11 protein-coding genes are annotated in these 17,284 nt (G+C 64.3%); 3 read left to right on the plus strand and 8 right to left on the minus strand.

The window, feature by feature from the left end:
- Positions 1–4,814: non-ribosomal peptide synthetase (locus P0D70_RS34240; RefSeq protein ID WP_408187785.1), on the minus strand; the 4,814-nt coding region annotated here is incomplete at its 3' end.
- A 279-nt stretch (positions 4,815–5,093) separates the two neighbouring features.
- Between P0D70_RS34240 and P0D70_RS34245 the strand changes: the two genes are divergently transcribed.
- Complete coding sequence (locus P0D70_RS34245) at positions 5,094–6,860, plus strand: cyclic peptide export ABC transporter (protein WP_408187786.1); 1,767 nt, start codon at positions 5,094–5,096, stop codon at positions 6,858–6,860.
- Between the two features lie 66 nt (positions 6,861–6,926).
- Here P0D70_RS34245 and P0D70_RS34250 read toward each other — a convergent pair whose 3' ends face one another.
- From P0D70_RS34250 to P0D70_RS34280, 7 genes are all read right to left on the minus strand, one after another.
- Positions 6,927–7,964 carry an ABC transporter substrate-binding protein gene (locus P0D70_RS34250; protein WP_408187787.1) on the minus strand — a complete coding sequence of 346 codons (1,038 nt, stop codon included), beginning with the start codon at positions 7,962–7,964 and terminating at the stop codon, positions 6,927–6,929.
- 68 nt (positions 7,965–8,032) lie between these two features.
- Positions 8,033–8,848 carry a siderophore-iron reductase FhuF gene (fhuF, locus tag P0D70_RS34255; protein WP_408187788.1) on the minus strand — a complete coding sequence of 272 codons (816 nt, stop codon included), beginning with the start codon at positions 8,846–8,848 and terminating at the stop codon, positions 8,033–8,035.
- Complete coding sequence (gene fhuB, locus P0D70_RS34260; protein WP_408187789.1) at positions 8,848–10,956, minus strand: Fe(3+)-hydroxamate ABC transporter permease FhuB; 2,109 nt, start codon at positions 10,954–10,956, stop codon at positions 8,848–8,850. Before fhuB ends, fhuF begins: the two co-directional genes overlap by 1 nt.
- Positions 10,953–11,819 carry an ABC transporter ATP-binding protein gene (locus P0D70_RS34265; protein ID WP_408187790.1) on the minus strand — a complete coding sequence of 289 codons (867 nt, stop codon included), beginning with the start codon at positions 11,817–11,819 and terminating at the stop codon, positions 10,953–10,955. Before P0D70_RS34265 ends, fhuB begins: the two co-directional genes overlap by 4 nt.
- Positions 11,816–12,838 carry a TauD/TfdA family dioxygenase gene (locus P0D70_RS34270; RefSeq protein WP_408187791.1) on the minus strand — a complete coding sequence of 341 codons (1,023 nt, stop codon included), beginning with the start codon at positions 12,836–12,838 and terminating at the stop codon, positions 11,816–11,818. The genes P0D70_RS34265 and P0D70_RS34270 overlap by 4 nt, the downstream gene beginning before the upstream one ends.
- Before the next feature lie 72 nt (positions 12,839–12,910).
- A complete protein-coding gene (locus tag P0D70_RS34275) occupies positions 12,911–13,150 on the minus strand; it encodes an MbtH family protein (protein ID WP_408187792.1) in 240 nt (79 codons plus the stop codon).
- A gap of 129 nt (positions 13,151–13,279) precedes the next feature.
- Positions 13,280–13,951 carry an RNA polymerase factor sigma-70 gene (locus P0D70_RS34280; RefSeq protein ID WP_408187793.1) on the minus strand — a complete coding sequence of 224 codons (672 nt, stop codon included), beginning with the start codon at positions 13,949–13,951 and terminating at the stop codon, positions 13,280–13,282.
- 470 nt (positions 13,952–14,421) lie between these two features.
- On the opposite strand from P0D70_RS34280, the gene P0D70_RS34285 reads away from it, so the two are divergent.
- Both P0D70_RS34285 and P0D70_RS34290 read left to right on the plus strand, forming a co-directional pair.
- Positions 14,422–16,113: a collagen-like triple helix repeat-containing protein gene (locus P0D70_RS34285; RefSeq protein WP_408187794.1), complete on the plus strand. Its 1,692-nt coding sequence runs from the start codon at positions 14,422–14,424 to the stop codon at positions 16,111–16,113.
- A gap of 79 nt (positions 16,114–16,192) precedes the next feature.
- Positions 16,193–17,284, plus strand: a 1,092-nt coding sequence (locus P0D70_RS34290; protein ID WP_408187795.1) for a hypothetical protein, incomplete at its 3' end; no start/stop codon positions are given.

Here is a 17,284-nt window from a genome sequence, read left to right on the forward strand (position 1 = left end):
GGGCCTGGGGGGGGGGGGGGGGGGCCATTGGGGGGGGGGGGCGCGACCGCCAGCGCCCGCAATGCCGCCCGATCCACCTTGCCGTTGGCAGTCACGGGCAACGCGGCGACCTGCTGCAACACCGCCGGCACCATGTAATCCGGCAGGCTCACGCTCAACGCCGCGCGCAACGAGGCTTCGTCAAAACGCGCTCCGCTCGTCATCGCAACGAACGACGCCAGACGCAAACGCCCGTCATGCTCCACGGCAAGCGTTTCGGCCTGAGCGACGCCTTCGAGCACGCGCAGCGCCGCGCTGACCTCGCCCGGCTCGACACGGTAGCCGCGAATCTTCACCTGGTCGTCGAGCCGACCCAGAAAATCCAGTCGACGATCGGCGCGCAGTCTGACACGGTCGCCGGTTCGATAGAGTCGCTCGCCTGGCACGAAAGGATTCGGTACAAAACGCTCGGCGGTTGCGGCAGGACGACCCAGATAGCCGCGCGCCAAACCCGGGCCGCCAAGATACAACTCTCCGATTGCGCCTGGCGGCACGCTCGCGCCGCTGCTGTCGAGCACACACGCGTAGGCGTTCGGCAACGGCAGACCGAGCGGCACGGCGTGTGCCGCTTGCGTGCTCGGCGCGCGCAATGCCGCTTGCTCCGGCGCGGACGTATCGCACGTCAATGCGCCTACGGTTGCTTCAGTCGGGCCATAGTGATTGATGACGCGGCAGGCCGGTTTGAGCGCAGCGATCCGCTGGACCAGCGACCACGGCAGCGTTTCGCCACCCGTCACCAGCGCGTGTGCGGGCAGCACGTCGGCGGGATGCTGCGCGTCGAGCAGCGCGTGCAAGTGGCTCGGCACGATCTTGAGAATACCGACATTGCGCCTGCGCATTTCGTGGGCGAAGCGATCGGGATCGAACGCGCATTGCGCGGGCAACAGGTGCAGCGTACGGCCCGAGCACAGCGCGCCGAATAGCGTCGTGTGGCCGAGGTCGGCCGCGACGGTGGAGACCATCGCCATCGAAGCGTTCGCGGCGAACGCGAGTTCGTCCAGCATGCCTTCGACATAATCAGCCAGCGCACCGTGCGAAATCACGACGCCCTTGGGCGTGCCGGTCGAGCCTGAGGTGAAGATCAGGTAGGCGGCTTGATCGGCCAACGGTGGCATGTGCGAAGCGATCGAGTCATCCACGCTCGCTGGCGATGCAGCTTGCGTGAGCGCATCGAAGTCGAGCGCGGCCGCGCCGCTTAACGTGGTGACCGCTTGACCGGCTGTCAAAATCCAGCGCGCGCCACAGGTATCGACAGACGTAGTCAAGCGTTCATCCGGCGCCGCGGGATCGAGCGGCACAACGTACGCGCCGGACTTCATCACGCCGATCAGCGCGACCACAAAGCGCACCGAGCGCTCGATACACACCGCCACCGCCTGTTCAGCGCCAACCTCACGCTGCCGCAAAGCAAATGCGATTCGGTCGGACGCCGCGTCGAGTTCGGCATACGTGAGTTGCTGATCGACATCCGCGAGTGCCACACCATGCGGCGTTTCACGGACATAGCGCGCGAACAGCGCGAGCACGTTGTTAGCCGCCGGTTGAAATTCGCGTCCGCGTCGCGCGGATCGATATTCGGCGCTATCCGCACAATCCAGTTCAGCAATCGCGCACTGAGGATCGCGCACGGCATCCGCGACGAGCGCGGCGTAGCTATGGAGCCACGCGCGAGCGGTCGCTTCGTCGATACCGTCGAGCGCGTACGCCGCGACCAGTTCGATGCCGCGCGGATCGTCGGTGAAATCGAGCGCGTAATCGAAGCGGGCGGCGAGATCCAGACCCGGCGACATGCGCACCGAGGCGCCCGGCAATTCAGCCGTCAACTCCAGATCGAACTGCTGCGCGAACTTGACCTTCAGCCACGCATCGCCGCGCCGCACCGGCGGCTTGACGGCGTCGAGCACCTGATCGAAGGGCACATCCTGATGCGCGAACGCATTGAACGTGGAAAGGCGCACGCCGTCGAGCAACGCGGCGAACGATTGGTCCGGCGCGACACGCGTTCGTAGCGCAAGCGTGTTGAGGAAGAGACCCACCAGCGGCACGGTCTCCGCCCGCTGCCGATGCGCGATCGGCGCGGCCACGACGACATCGGTTGCGCCGGTCAAACGATAGAGCCACGCGTCGAAAGCGGCGAGCAGCACCGTGAACGGGGTCGCCCGCGCGCGTCGCGCCGTCTCGCGCACGGCTTCGGAAAGTGCTGCGGGTAAACGCAGCGCGAGACGGCCGCCACGATAGTCGTGTTCCGGTGAGCGCGGCCGGTCGAGCGGCAACGCGAGTGGTTCGGGTGCATCGCTCAGCGCATCGCGCCAGTACGCCAATTGCCGTGCGCCTTCGCCCGCGGCAAGCCAGTCGCGTTGCCATTGCGCGTAGTCGGCGTACTGCACCGTCAGTGCGGGCAACTGCGGCTCGCTTCCCATCGCGAAGGCGGTGTAGGCTGTTCGCAGTTCGTCGAAGGCACAGCGTGAGCTCCAGCCGTCGCTGATCGAATGATGCGTGGTCAACAGGAAACGCTGCGTGTTGTCGGTTAGCGTGACAAGCGCGGCGCGCACCAATGGCCCTTTCGATAGATCGAAGGCCGCGCCAACGTGCTGTCCCGTGAACGCCGCCAATCGCGCAACGCGTTCGACCTCACTCTCGGCGCGCAAATCAATGTGCGCAATCGGCACCGGCAAGCGTGCGTGAATGCGTTGCACGACGACCCCATCATCGGACTCGACCAGCGTGGTTCGCCATGCCTGATGACGTGCGATGACACAGTCGAGCGCGCGTTGCAGCGTGCCAAACTCGAGTGCACCCCGCACATCCCATTGCACGGCGACGTGATACGCCGCGCCTGCGTCCTGCGTTTGCGCGAGCACCCAGAAGCGCTGTTGCGCGAACGAGGCCGCACGGTCGACGAACGGCGCGTCAGCGGTATGCACAACGTTAATCGAATGCGAACCTGCTGCTGCTTCAGGCTCGCTCTCGTCGATCAGACGCGCCAGCGCTTCGAGCGGTTGATCGGCGAACAACGCATCGAGCCGCAAATTCACGCGCCACTCGATACGAATCGCCGCTTGCAATTGCATCGCCGTGAGCGAATCGCCACCGCAAGCGAAGAATCGATCCGTGCAGCCAATCGGCGCCGCGCCGTTCAACAGCGCTTGCCAAAGCACCGCCAGGCGCGTTTCAGTGGCGGTGCGAGGCGCGACATGATGCGCATCGGCCACAACCGGCATCGCAGCAACGAAGTCGCGCAAGGCGGCGCGATCGAGCTTGCCATTCAGCGTATAAGGCAAACGCTCGAAGCGCGCGATGCGCTGCGGCATCCACGCCTGAGGCAAATGCGCGGCGAGATGCGCTTGCAGTGCGGCATCGTCGAGTGCGTCGTCGCGCAGCACCACGCAGGCGATCAATTGCGTCCGGCCGCCTGCAGTTTCGGCCAGCACGCCCGCATCGGCCACCGCCGGATGCGTCAGCAGGCAGGCCGCGATTTCGCCGGGCTCGACGCGCACGCCGCGCACCTGAACCTGATCGTCGATGCGGCCGAGATAACCGAACGAGCCGTCGTCACGTTCGCGTGCGAGGTCGCCGGTGCGGTAAATCCGTTCGCCCGGTGCGCCGTGCGGGTCCGGCAAGAAGCGTTCCGCCGTCAGCGCCGCACGGCCGTGATAGCCGCGTGCGAGACACACGCCGCCGAGCAACAATTCGCCGGCCTCGCCCCGTTGCGCCGAGCCATCGACACGCGCCACGCGCCGCCCGATCGGCCAGCCTATCGGCAGCGATGCAAAACCATTGCCGTCTTCTAGCGCCGGCGTCACACCCGGATCGACGGGCCACAGCATCGGCGAGATCACCGCCTCCGTCGGTCCATACCCATTGACGAGACGCACCGACGGAAATACGCGGCGAATCTCGTCGAAACTGTCTTGCGACATCGCTTCGCCGCCGAACAGCAGCGTGCGCAGCGAAGGCGGCACGCCTAGACGCTCGCAAACGTTCGCGAATTCGCGCACATAAGCGGGCGGCAGCGTCGTATTGGTGATGTTTTCGCGCAGCATGAACGCGTGCGTGGTCTCCGGCGCGAACGGCGGTGGATCGCTGATCACCACGCTGCCGCCGACGGCAAGCGGTACTAGCCACGCTTCGATGGAGACGTCGAAATTGACCGAAGCAAAATGCAGCACACGGTCGGCGGCGCTGATCGGCAACGAGCCTGCGAGCGCTTCGCCGTGCGCGGCGAGCGGACCGTGCTCGACAGCCACCGCCTTCGGCGTGCCTGTCGAGCCGGACGTGTAAATCATGTAGGCCGCCGCGCGCGGATGCACCGGCGTGTCTTGGTCGTCGAAATATGGCGCTGCCGTGTCTGCCGTGTCTGCCGTGTCTGCCGTAGCAACGCTTGCCACGTCGAAACATTGAACGAAACGCGCGCGCATTGCCGCATCAGCAGAACCGTCGACGATGCCGTGCATGAGCCCAGCATCCCGCGCGACCCAATCGAGGCGCGCCGGCGGATGACGCGGATCGAGCGCGACGAACACGCCGCCCGCCTTCAATACAGCCAGCAACGCCACGAACAGATCGCAGCAACGCGCAACGCACACGCCGACGCGCACTTCAGTCGTCACGCCCGCGGCGCGCAGTCGCGCGGCAAGACGCGCCGCGCGACTATCCAGTTCCCCGCGCGTCAAGCGCACAGTGTACGGCGTGAATGACGCCAGTGCGGGCGCAGCGGGATCGATGCGCGCCATGGCGCGGATCTGGTGGTGCAACGCAATCGGGAAGCTCGTCATGGGCATGAAATCCGTTAGAACCGGCCGCTTCGGCCAAGTCGCCGGCCGCAATGGGCCGCTTCATTGGTGTGACGATCCGCGATCGCAAATCTTTACCGCGCATGGCGTTTTATTTGGACTGCATCATTTCGTCGTGGCAGATCGCTGCGCACGGTAAATGTTTGCTTCGCCCATTCGTCTATCAGGCGAGGGGCGACTCTTCGCGCCCCGCTGAATGGCCGCATGCACGCATGCGCTGCGATTTACCGATCCATTGCGACCCACTGCGACACCTTGCCGATGACCGCTGCCAACGAGCGCTATGACGCGCCACCCTCGTCTTCTTCCTCTCCCTCCAGTTCCGCGGCTAAGCCCGCCATGCGCCTGATCGTGGCGCTGCTCAAGCGCTCTCGCGGCTCGTTCGCGATCGCGTTGAGCGCCTGCGTGCTGAACGGCATCGCCAGTGTGCTGCTAGTCGCGACCTTGAGCCGCGCGCTGTCGCAAGCGGGCGCCGCCGATATGTCGCTCGCCATGCGTTTCGCGTTGTGCGCGGTGGTCGCGCTCGTTACGCGTGTCATCACCGGCGTGCTGTTCGCGCGGCTTTCGCAAGACACCATGGCGCAGTTGCGCGAACACGTCGCGCGGCGTGTGGCCGAAGCCGAGTTGCGCGATGTCGAGCGGATCGGCGCGGCGCCCGTTCAATCCGTGCTGACCGACGACGCCACCAACGTCTCGATGCTGTTCTTCGCGTTGCCCAATCTCGTGATGCACGGCTCGATCGTGTTCGGTTGCCTGGGTTATCTCGCGTGGCTATCGTGGCCGGTCTGCCTGCTCGCGCTCGCCGCGATCCTGGTCGGCTCGCTCGGCTATCACGCCGGCGATAAGCGCGCGATCGCCTCGCTCGAAGCCGCGGGCCGCTCTCAGGACAAGCTGTTCGGCTACCTCGGCGCGCTCTTCACCGGCGCGAAGGAACTGAAGCTGCACCAGGCGCGTTCGCGTCAATTCGTGGACGGCCAGCTCGGCTCCGCGATCGACGAAGTACGCGATCATCGGCGCCGGGCGTTCAGCGCCTATGCGGTCGGGGTCGGCTGGATCGTGTTCCTGTTCTACGTGTTTCTCGGCGTCGCGGCGTTCTGGCCGGCGCTCGGCGTGCATGCCGACGCGCCGTCCGCCTCGGGCTACGTGGTCGTGTTCCTGTTCATGCTGCTGCCGCTGGACGGCCTGCTCAACAATGTGCCGACGCTGAACGCCGCGCGCGTCTCGCTCGATCGCATCGAGAAAGTGATGGGTGAATTCGGCGCGCTGCGCATCTCGCCGCCGCCCGACGAAAACGCTTCGCATGCGCCGTATCGCACGCTTACGCTCAGCAATGTCACACACTCGTACTTCCACGAGCGCGATGAGCGGATGTTCCGCGTCGGGCCGGTCAATCTGACCTTCAGGCCGGGCGAACTGGTATTTATCGTCGGCGGCAACGGCAGTGGCAAGACCACGCTCGCAAAAGTGCTGACCGGCCTCTACGAACCCGAAGACGGCACGATAGAACTGGACGGCAAGCCAGTCGGCTTTGCGGAACGCGCCGCATATCGCCAGCGTTTCACCGCCGTGTTCAACGATTTTCATCTTTTCGACGCGCTGCTCGGCATCGTCGATCCGAACGACGCCTCGCGCGCGCAGGAGGATGCCCGAGCCAACGCGCTGGTCGCGAAGCTCGCGCTCGATCACAAGGTGCAGGTCGTGAACGGCGCATTCTCCACACGAGCGCTTTCCACGGGACAGCGCAAACGCCTCGCTCTGGTGGTCGCGTATCTGGAAGACCGGCCGTTTTATCTGTTCGACGAATGGGCGGCGGATCAGGATCCGCAATTCAAAGCAGTGTTCTATGAGCAACTGTTGCCGGAGTTGCGTTCACGCGGCAAGACAGTGCTGGTGATCAGTCACGACGACCGTTACTTCCATCTCGCGGACCGGGTGTTGAAGCTGGAGAACGGCAGTATCGTCAGCGAGACGCATGGTTCGGCACAGGCGGTGCTGAGCCCGGCAGCGGCCAACGGTACGATGGGATGATGAAGTGAGAGATCTGCAAGCAGAGCGCTGTTTTTTCTGCGCTCCGCTTGCTGGAGCGCGGGTCGCTTACTTCTTTACTGCGGGCTTCGGCAAGGACAACAGCACGTCCGTCATCGTATCGGCGAGCCGCAACGCCGACATCGGTCCACCAAATCCCCAGATATTGCGCTCGACAAGCCCAACGCGCCCCGAACTTCGAGCCGGCACGAAACGCCAGATCGGCGAATCGAGTTTGGTGGCGAGCGGGACATCTTTTCCAGTCGCACTGACGAACAGCACGGTCAGCGCCGGCTTCTTCAATAGATCTTCCGAACTCACGTATGCGGTGCCTTCGCGAGTCGCTTCGGCGGGCCACGGATCGAGTCCGAGCGCCTGCGCGACACCCGCCGCCGTGCTGTTGCCCGTGAACGCCCAATAGCGGTCCGGCAAGCCCAATTCCTGCAACCAGGCCACCTGTTCGCCACGGCGGCCGGCTTCGGCAAGGCGCTGGGCGTCGCGGGCGAACCCGGCATCGACCTTCGCCTCGACCGCACGCGCCGCCTCTTCGCGTCCGGTCAGGCAACCGATGGTGCGCAGAATCTTGCGGCTCCAATCGAGTTGCGTGACGTGGGCGCCGTCTTCGGTGAAGTTCGGGCCGTATTTGAACAGTACAGTCGGCGCGATGCGTTCCAGTGCCGCAAAGATCGGCGCATGGCGCAAACCGACGCCGAGGATAAGATCGGGTTTGGCTGCTGCGATCGCTTCGAGGCTCGGCTCCTGCCGTGTACCGATGTCGGGCACCGACGCGAGACGTGCATTGTCGTAGCCGATCCACACCGGGTAGTACTCGGGATCGGCCATGCCGACCGGCGTGATGCCGACTGCCGCGAGGTCTTCGGCGAACATGAATTCGAGCACGACGATACGCTTTGGCTGTGCGGGCAATGTCGGACTCGATTGCGAAACGATCGGATTGTCGGCCAGCGGCGTGCAGGCTTCCTGCGGTGTTTTCGGGTTGGCCACGCGAGTTGCGAGGCCTGTTTTCGTTGCGGCCGCGGCAGTGCTAGTGCTTTGTGCGAACACATACGAGTTGGAAAACAACGTTGCCGCCACAGCGGCGGTCACGCAAAGCTGCCTGAAACGCGGGATTTTATTCGCATGACGTGGCTTGGGCGCCGATGACGCCACCCTCGTCATCTTGACGCGGTCTGCAATGCGATCTCCGCATCGCTCATTGTCAATAGCAGGGGGCAGCGTCCGCACAGTTGCGTCTCTCCGGGAATTTCATAACGTACACAGCACACACGCCGTGCGCTGAACGGGTTCGGCAGACTGGCGGCGCGCGGCTTTGCCTGACGCACCGGCAAACGCAGCGGATTGGCCTCGCCATTGGTACCGAGCGGACCGAACAGCCATGCCATGTCGTCGCTCAAATCGAATTGCGGCGCGCACTGTTCGAACAGGTAGTCCAGCAGATTGCCTGCGTTGCTCCACAAAACGCGCGGCGCGATTCGAGTCAGCGCACACAGTGTCTCGATCACCGCATTCAAGTGCTCGACGAGCGGCGCATATCGGCGAGCAGGTTCACATTCGACGGGCTGCAGTGCATCGCATGCGAAATACGCGGCGATGGGAAGGCCGTCGCGCAGCACGACATGCGTTTTATCCGGCGACATGACGAGCGGCCTGCGCAGCAACGCCGCCGCGACGAATCCGGCGGTCGCGGTGAAACCGAAGTAGTACTTGGTCCATTGCGACAGCAACGCGCGTGCATGCGTTTCGCGCTCGCCGCCGTATAGCGTGACCATCGCATCGAGCAATTCCGCGCGATGGTTGGCCAGTTCACTAACAGGGATCACAGTCAGCCTTGCGGTTGGGCCAACGGCGAGTGCGGGTTCATCGACCGCGTTCGGCGTACCGAGCCACACATGCTCGAGATAATGCGCGATCGACTCCGGCGCGAAGCGCGCAAAGCAGCGCGCTCGCTCATCGTGGACAGGTTGCCGCATCACCGTTTGCCCCGCTTCTCGCGACGCGCCTCCACGATCAAAAGCGCAAGCAGATAAGGCGCACCGATCAATGCGGTCAGCACACCAGCGGGAATTTCGCGCGGTGCCAGCAACGTGCGCGCGGCGATATCGGCCACGACCAGCACCAGTGCGCCGCACGCCGCAGCCAGCCATAAGCGCGTGCGATGAGCACGCGCGCCGAGCATCGACGCCAGATGCGGCGCCATCAATCCGATGAAACCAACCGGCCCCACCGCGGCCACCGCCGCGCACGCTGCGAGCGTCGCCACGGTCAGCACCAGCGGGCGCAGCACGCCAATCGGCAAACCGAGCGAGGCGGCCTGATCGTCGCCTAGGGCAAGCAGATCGAGCGGACGCGCGAGCAGCGCGAACACCGGCACGGACAGCACGCACCACGGCAGCAGCGTGGTCACTTCGCCCCAACTGCGCCCGTACGTGCCACCGACCAGCCACACCACGAAGCGCGCGGGCTGCACGCTTTGCTGGGTGATGAGCCATTGCGACAGCGTCGTCCACAGCGTGCCGATCACGATGCCCGTGAGCGCAACCGCGAGCGGCGCATAGCGATGCCGGCGATTCAGCACGAGCGTCAAGGCCAACGTGATGCCGCCGCCCGCAAGCGACGCGACGGCCAGCGTCGAATGTGCCGCGAGCGGCCACATGACGAGCGCCGCGAGCGTTGCGAGTCCCGCGCCTTGCGTCACACCCAGCACTTCCGGACCGGCTAGCGGATTGCGCACGATGCTTTGCATCAGTACGCCGCTCGCGGCGAGCAGCGCCCCCGCCAGCAATGCGCAGATAAGGCGCGGCAGACGCAGATCGAGCAGCATTCTCGCCAGCTCGTCGCGGTGATCGAAGGCGGCGAGCCAACGTTGCACGCCGATCGTCGTTGGACCGAACGAAGCGCCCGCACACACGATCGCGATAGCGAGCAGCGCCAATATGCTTGCCGTCAGCGGCCAGGGCCACCTATCAATCATGCGCACGAGGCGCGTGCCAGTTCGTGCGACGGCGCGGTCGTGAGCGGCATGCAACGCGCCCGACCACGCGGCGCCGCTACGGATCATCGCCAGCATCAAAGGCGTGCCGACGAAGGCAATCGCGACGCCGGTCGAAAGGGTTGCGTCGAGATCGAGCGCCTGCACGGCGCTATCGGTGACGAGCACCAGCGCGCCGCCGACCAGCGCGGACAAGGGTACGAGCGCGGCCAGCCTCGAAGACTTCGCGCCGCGTATCTGCCGCAGCAGATTGGGTGCGATCAGACCAACATACGAGAGCGGTCCGGCGACACTGACCGCGACGCTCGCGAAACCCACCGCCACCACCATCGCCGCGAGCCGCGTGGCATCCACGCGAACGCCGGCCGCCGCGGCGGCATCGTCGCCGAGGGCGAGCGGATCGAGCGGGCGAAGCACGAACGGCAACGCGATCAGCGGCAACACGAGCCAGGTTGCCGCGATCTTCAACCCGGCCGCGCCAGGTTGATACAGACTGCCGCTCGCCCACAACGACACGCCGACGATGCTCTGCTCGAAGAACGCAAGAATCAGCGTGGTCAGCGCGGAGAACAGCAGCATGCAGACGCTGCCGGCAAGAACGAGCCGCAACGGCGTCGCGCGCCAGCCGCCCGCGGCCGCGGCCACGCACGCCGCCGCGCCGAGACCGCATGCGAACAGCAGCGGCACGGATGCCACGCCGGCCAGCGACGGCACCAGCATCGCGGCGAGCAAGCCGAGCTGCGCGCCGCCGGTAATGCCGAGAAGATCCGGCGAAGCCAGCGGATTGCGCGTCAGCGACTGGAACAACGTGCCCGCCACTGCAAGGCAGCCGCCTGCCACCAGCGCCGCGAGAATGCGCGGCTCACTCAGGTCGAACAGCAGAATGCCGGCGAGCTGCGCGGCGTCGCTGCCTACCGGCGCGGAGAACCATGCGCGAAAACCGGGCGCGACACGCATCACAGACACGACGACGATCAACGCGACTAGTGCGGCGGCGATCGTGGTGACGCGGCTTTTGACGGGCGCACGGTAGCTGTTGAGCGCCGGCGCATTGCGGCGCATGCGTTTGCGCGCTGCCAGCGTCGTCATGCGGCGAGGTCCTTGCTCGTGGCTTCTTCAGGAAGCGAGGCGGAGGCGCTGGCGATACCCACTGCATCGCCGTCATACGCCGGCACGCACATCGGCGCGCCCGTTTGCGGATGCGCGATCTTGAGCATCGGCACACTGAAGGTTTCGTTCAGGTGGCGCGGGTCGAGCATCGCATCGGGCGACCCTTGCGCAACGATGCGGCCGGCGCGCATCAGCACGATTTCGTCGCTATAGGCCGCCGCCTGGTTAAGATCATGGAGCACCCACACGATCGTGAGGCCGCGCGTTCGATTCAATCGGCGCAATTCGCGCAGAATGTCCAGTTGATGATGGATGTCGAGATACGTAGTCGGCTCGTCGAGCAGCACGATCGGCGCCTGCTGTGCCAACGCCATCGCAATCCACGCGCGTTGCCTTTCGCCGCCCGAGAGCGCGGCGACGTCACGCGCGGCGTCGGCCGCGAGTCCGCTGGTCGCGAGCGCCTCGTCGATCGCCGCGTGGTCGGCGCGCGACAGTCCGCGCAGCCAGCCGCCGTGCGCGTACCGGCCGTACGCGACCAACTCGCGTACGGTGAGGCCCGAAGGAATCTGGTTGAACTGCGCGAGCATGGTGAGCGTGCGGGCGAGTACACGGCGCCCGTGCGAAGCGAGCGGCACGCCGTTGACATCGACACTGCCGGACAAGGCCGGTTGCAAACCGGCGAGCGTGCGCAACAGCGTGCTTTTGCCGCAGCCGTTCGGCCCGCACAACGCCGTGACGCGGCCGGCCGCGATGTTCAGGTTCAGACCGTGGAGCACGAGGTGATCGCGATAGCCGACCGTCAGCGAATGCGCCGCGAGCGCCACGCCCTGCGATTCCGTCATTGCGCGGCCATCCGTTTTTCGCCTTCGGCTTCGCTATAGCTTCGGGCCATCGCCACCACGACTTTGCGTGGCCCTTCGAACGGATCGCGAGCATGCGCGGTGAGCATGTTGTCGAGCATCAGCACGTCGCCGGTCAGCCACGGAAACACGATACGTTGCTGATCGAGCACGCCGCGGATCTCAGCGAGTGCGTCCGCTTCGAGCGCTTCACCGTCGCCGTAATAGACGTTGCGCGGCACGTTTTCCAGGCCGACTGAGTCGATCAACGCCTCCTGCATGTCTTCATCGAGCGACGAAAGGTGGAACAGGTTCGCCTGATTGAACCAGACGTGCTCGCCCGTGCGTGGATGACGCGCTACCGCCTGGCAACGCTCGCGCGTGCGCAGCAGCAGTTCGCCGTCTTCGCTATCGCGCCATTCGCACTCGATGCCACGCGCGCGGCAAATCTGCTCGACCGTGCGTGGGTCGTCCGTACCGAACGCCTGCTCCCAGGGCAGATCGAGCCCTTGCCCGAAATTGCGCACATAGAGCAGTTCACGCTTCGTAAAGCGCTCGACTAGCGACGGATCGAGCACACGGTAGATCGCACGGCTATCGGCGATCGGCGTCGCGCCGCCTGAGCGTGCAGCCAGCGCGCAGTGAAACCAGATACGCAACGGCCATTCGCGCGTGTACGACTGTTCGTTATGCAAAGGAATCGAGCGATGCGGCGGATATTCCGTCGACGTGTAAACCGCGCCCTCCACTTGGCTGCGCGGCGTCGATGCGAATTCATAGCCGATCAGCGGATGTCCGAACGATCCCGCGAAACGTTGAAACGCGTCGATCGAGCCCACGTGAAAACCGGTGAACAGAACACCGCCCGCGCGCTCAAGGGTGTCGTCGACTATCACGCGCAGCAGCGGCGCCGCTTCCTCCAATGAAATCGCTGCGCCCGCGCGTGGCGAGACGATAGTCGGCAGGCCGGGCTCGATCGATAGGTCGGCGAGCGTGGGCAGTGGCATCGAAAGCATGGTCATACTCTGAATCCTTTTGCTGAAGCGGCGTGGCCGGGAGCATGCCCGAGGCTGCCAGATTTCACTGCGCGCGCTTTACGCCGTTCCGTCCATGTGGCGGCACAAGCTGGCAGGACGCATGTCAGTCCATACCGTCTCGATGTGCGCGAGGCATTCGGCTTTCGGACCACTCACGCCCACTTCGCGCCAGCCGGCCGGCACGTCGCGGAATGTGGGCCAGATCGAGTACTGCTCTTCGTCGTTGATGACGACCGTGTAGGCGAGGTCGTCCGCCTCTTCTGCTGCCGTGCTGGAGGTCTGCTGTGCTTGCGTCATGATGAAAGGCTCAGTCGATGAAAGGTCAAAATGCGCCCGGACAGTGCGCTCGCATGTCCCGGCACAGCGGTGTCCGCGTGTTGCGCGCGCACCGCTTCTATTCAGTTGACGTTTGGAGTGCGCGCTTTTTTACCGCCGACGCGCGCGGCCACTGCAAAACGCGGGACCCGCCTCGCCGCGATTGCAGGCGTCGAGGCAATCGGCGCAATGCTTCTCGGCGTCGCGCACCATGAAATGCACGAGCGTCTGCGAGACGTCGAGTGCGCGCGCCGTGCTTTGCAGCGTTTCTTCGCGCAGACGCACCATTTCGAATGCGGCGCGACTGCGCGGCGGCAGTTGCTCGAGCGCGTTGTAGACGTGCCGCAGCGTGTCCCTTACGAGCAGCGCGGCTTCCGGCGAGGGTTCCGGCGATGGCACGTGCAGGCCGTCGTCTTCGTCGGCGTGATAGGTGTTTTCGAGGCTCTGGCGGCGAAAGGCGTCGATCGACGCGTTGCGCACCATGCGCGTGACGTAGGCGACCGGTTGCCGCACCGCGTCCTGATCCGGAAAGTCGACCAGCTTGATGAAGACGTCGTGCACCACGTCTTCCGCGAGACTCGCGCAACCCACGAAACCGCGCGCCAGATTGACGAGCATTGGTCGGTGCTCGATTAGCACGTCGAGCAGCGTGCCCTTCTCCCAATTCACCGGGCGCGGGTGGGCGCGAGTGCGGCGCGAGACGGGGGGACAGGCGCCTCCGGCGCTGAGAACCGCTATAGGCATCGCTGTTGAAGGCTCTCGCCGGACAAGCACCTCAGCCATAGATTCGCTCCGTTTTGTCAAAGGACAGGGCGCCAATCTAACGTAAACGCGAATCATTCTCAATCAAGATTGGGAATGACCTTACAGTTTTCGATAGTTTTGTATGTTGATTCGGGGGGCATAGCCGGGGTGGGCGACGGTCGTTGCTTCTGGCCAGCGGCAGCTTTGATTGTTTTAGGTATCCGTATGATTTTTTTCAGGTGTATCGAAGGGGATCGAACGTGGTGAGCGTTGGCTGCGTGATCGATTGACGGCAGTTTGCACTGTTACGTTAGGCTGCGGCGTTACGTAGCACGCAAGCGGAACATGATTTTGTCGAGTTGAATAAAATGCTTTTTTTGCAGTTTATATTTCATATATCTCAATATAATTCGATATATATTCTGTTTATTATCAATGTTGCAGCACAACAGACCTTGGCGTGCATCTTGCAAGAATGTCCCTATCAACAGTCGTTCTACGGGGACATCATGAAGAAACTTGCCGGTCGGACAGCCATCGCTGTTGCGACATCCACATTACTCGCGCTCTACGGTTGCGGATCGACACTTCATACCCCAAGTATCGGTGGGGGCGGACTGGGGGGCACTTCGGGCACTTCCTCGGGCACTTCCTCGGGTACTTCGGGTACGTCTGGCACTTCGGGTACGTCGGGTACGTCGGGTACTTCCGGTACGTCTGGCACTTCGGGTACGTCGGGTACTTCCGGTATTTCCGGTACTTCCGGTACTTCCGGTACTTCCGGTACTTCCGGTACTTCGGGTACTTCGGGCACTTCGGGTACTTCGGGTACTTCGGGCACTTCGGGTACTTCCGGTACCTCGGGTACCTCGGGTACGTCGGGTACGTCGGGTACCTCGGGTACCTCGGGTACGTCGGGCACCTCGGGTACTTCCGGCACCTCCGGCACCTCCGGCACCTCGGGTACTTCCGGCACCTCCGGCACCTCCGGTACCTCGGGCACTTCCGGCACCTCGGGTACTTCTTCCACCCCCATCGGCACTGTCGTCACCCAAGCTAGCAATCTCATCACGGCCGTCGGCACCACAGTCGCCGATACCGGCACCAAGGTCACGGGCACGTCGATTCCTGGCGTGAACGGGGCAACGACCGCCGGCGTCGGCACCGCTCTCACCGACCTCGGCAACGGCGTGAAGGTGCTGGGTAACGGCACCGCCGCTGGCCTCGGCACCCTGGGCAGCGCGGCCAATCCGCTCAGTCCGACGCTGAACTCCACCACGGGCGTCATCTCGAATGCCGGTGCTGCCGTCACCGCACTTGGCGGTGCGGTGTCGAGTCTCTCGAGCGGCCCGCTCAAACCGCTTTCTCCGGTGACTTCGACGCTCGGCAGCATCGTCGATGGCGTGGGCAGCGGTGTCGGCTCTGTCGGAGCGGGATTGAACACCACGCTCTCCAGCGCGCCGGTCCAGCAACTCGAGACGGGACTCAGTTCCGCGATTAACCCGATCACCCTAGCCGTCTCCAACACGACGCAGACCATCGGCAACGCGACGGGCCTCGGCACGCCGCTGGACAAGCTGCTTGGCACGCTCGGCAACGGACTCAATGCGGCCGGGGTAAAAGTGTCGGGAGCCACGGGTGATCAGGTCGGCAAAGATGTCGGCGGAATCGTGAGCCAATTGGGTAACACCGTCACGAGTGCGGCCGGATTGCTCACTGGCGCGACCACCAATCCGCTCGCGCCGATCACGGGTTTACTCGGGCCGCTCGGCGGACTCGGCGGCACTGGCAGTTCGGGCGGCGTCTCCATTCCGCCGTTGACTGGCCTGATCGGCAACCTCGGATCGTTGGGCGGCGCTACGGGAGGTTCCAGCGGCACAGGCGGCGCTGCCGGTCTGCTGGCACCCGTCACAGGGCTCCTCGGCAAGGTCGGCTCATTGGGTGGGACGACCGGCACGAGCAGTCCGCTCGCGCCCGTCGTCACTCTGGTCGGCTCGTTGACGAGCGGCGTGACGGGCGCACTCAATGGCGCCTCGCAAGGAAGCACGCCCGCCAATCCGCTCACGGGTCTTGTCAGCGGATTGACCGGCGGCTCAGCGAGCGGCACAGGCAGCAGCGGCTCGACCAGCAAGAACCCGCTTGCGCCGGTGACGAACCTCGTCGGCGGATTGCTCGGCGGTGTGGCGACAGCCGGCAAATAAGCATTACGCAAGCTCAGCGGCCGGGCGCAAAAAAACCAACAGCCCGGCCGCCATCAATGTCATGACTACGAGGGATGACATGAACTCCACCTTCAATACGGTCGCGCGCACGCACGACCCGCGGCCGCGCTCGGCGACGCCGTTTTCGATCGGCTTGCTCGGGATCGGCGTCGGATTGCTCACGCTCTGGTTGCTGCGCGACAGCAGTTCGATCGATGGCGCGACGCGTAGCACCGTTGCCTGCCTCGCAATCATCGCGACCATCGCAATCTACGAGCTATTCGTCGCGCGAGTCTATTTGCGCCCGAGCGCCGGTCTCGCGAGTCGCGCGGTGCGGCCGCTGAGCATCGTGCGCGTGGAATTGCGCCTCGCGGCGCTGGCCTCGGTGTACGCGGGCATCGGCGCGCTTTACTGGCTGCTGCCCGAATATCACGGCGCCTTCTATAACCCGTTCTGGTCGCTGCTCGGTACGCTAGCACCGTATGTACTCATCGCGGCGCCCTTCTACTTTGCGTGGATGGACCGGCATCAGCGCGAAACCGACGACGCGTACCTGCTATGGGCGCGCTTCTTATTTCGCGGCGTGCGGCCGGCGAACTGGCGCCCTGTCAGAGAGATGCTGGCCGGGTGGATGGTGAAGGCGTTCTTCCTTCCGCTGATGATCGTCTACCTGTCGACTAATGCGGACCATCTGAATGCGTCGTTGACGACCGCGCTGAATGCGCCGTTTTCGCTTGCGACTTTCCGGTTTATGTACGACCTGTCGTTTGCGATGGATCTGATGTTCGGCACGGTGGGTTACCTGTGTACATTGCGCATTCTTGATAGTCACGTGCGCAGCGCTGAGCCGACCACGTTGGGTTGGCTCGTTGCACTGATCTGTTATCGGCCGTTCTGGTCGCTGATTTCCAACCAGTACATCCGCTACGAAGGCTCGGTCTTCTGGGATAGTTGGCTTAATTCGATGCCTGTTGTGCGGGTAGTCTGGGGTGCTGTCATCATTGCTTTGCTGCTGTGTTATGCGCTGGCGACTATTTCTTTTGGCTTGCGGTTTTCGAATCTGACTAATCGCGGGATCATCACTTCAGGGCCTTATCGGTTCACCAAGCATCCGGCTTATATCGCTAAGAATCTGTCTTACTGGATGGTGACGGTGCCGTTTGTCGAACCG

Origin of the sequence: Paraburkholderia sp. RL17-381-BIF-C, assembly GCF_046026435.1 — a bacterium.
Taxonomy (GTDB): Bacteria; Pseudomonadota; Gammaproteobacteria; order Burkholderiales; family Burkholderiaceae; genus Paraburkholderia.

Coding starts and splice junctions, on each gene's coding strand:
- P0D70_RS34280 (WP_408187793.1), bottom strand. CDS start 13,951: ATGGCTGAGGTGCTTGTCCGGCGAGAGCCTTCAACAGCGATGCCTATA.
- P0D70_RS34275 (WP_408187792.1), bottom strand. CDS start 13,150: ATGACGCAAGCACAGCAGACCTCCAGCACGGCAGCAGAAGAGGCGGAC.
- P0D70_RS34245 (WP_408187786.1), top strand. CDS start 5,094: ATGACCGCTGCCAACGAGCGCTATGACGCGCCACCCTCGTCTTCTTCC.
- P0D70_RS34270 (WP_408187791.1), bottom strand. CDS start 12,838: ATGACCATGCTTTCGATGCCACTGCCCACGCTCGCCGACCTATCGATC.
- P0D70_RS34285 (WP_408187794.1), top strand. CDS start 14,422: ATGAAGAAACTTGCCGGTCGGACAGCCATCGCTGTTGCGACATCCACA.
- P0D70_RS34265 (WP_408187790.1), bottom strand. CDS start 11,819: ATGACGGAATCGCAGGGCGTGGCGCTCGCGGCGCATTCGCTGACGGTC.
- fhuB (WP_408187789.1), bottom strand. CDS start 10,956: ATGACGACGCTGGCAGCGCGCAAACGCATGCGCCGCAATGCGCCGGCG.
- fhuF (WP_408187788.1), bottom strand. CDS start 8,848: ATGCGGCAACCTGTCCACGATGAGCGAGCGCGCTGCTTTGCGCGCTTC.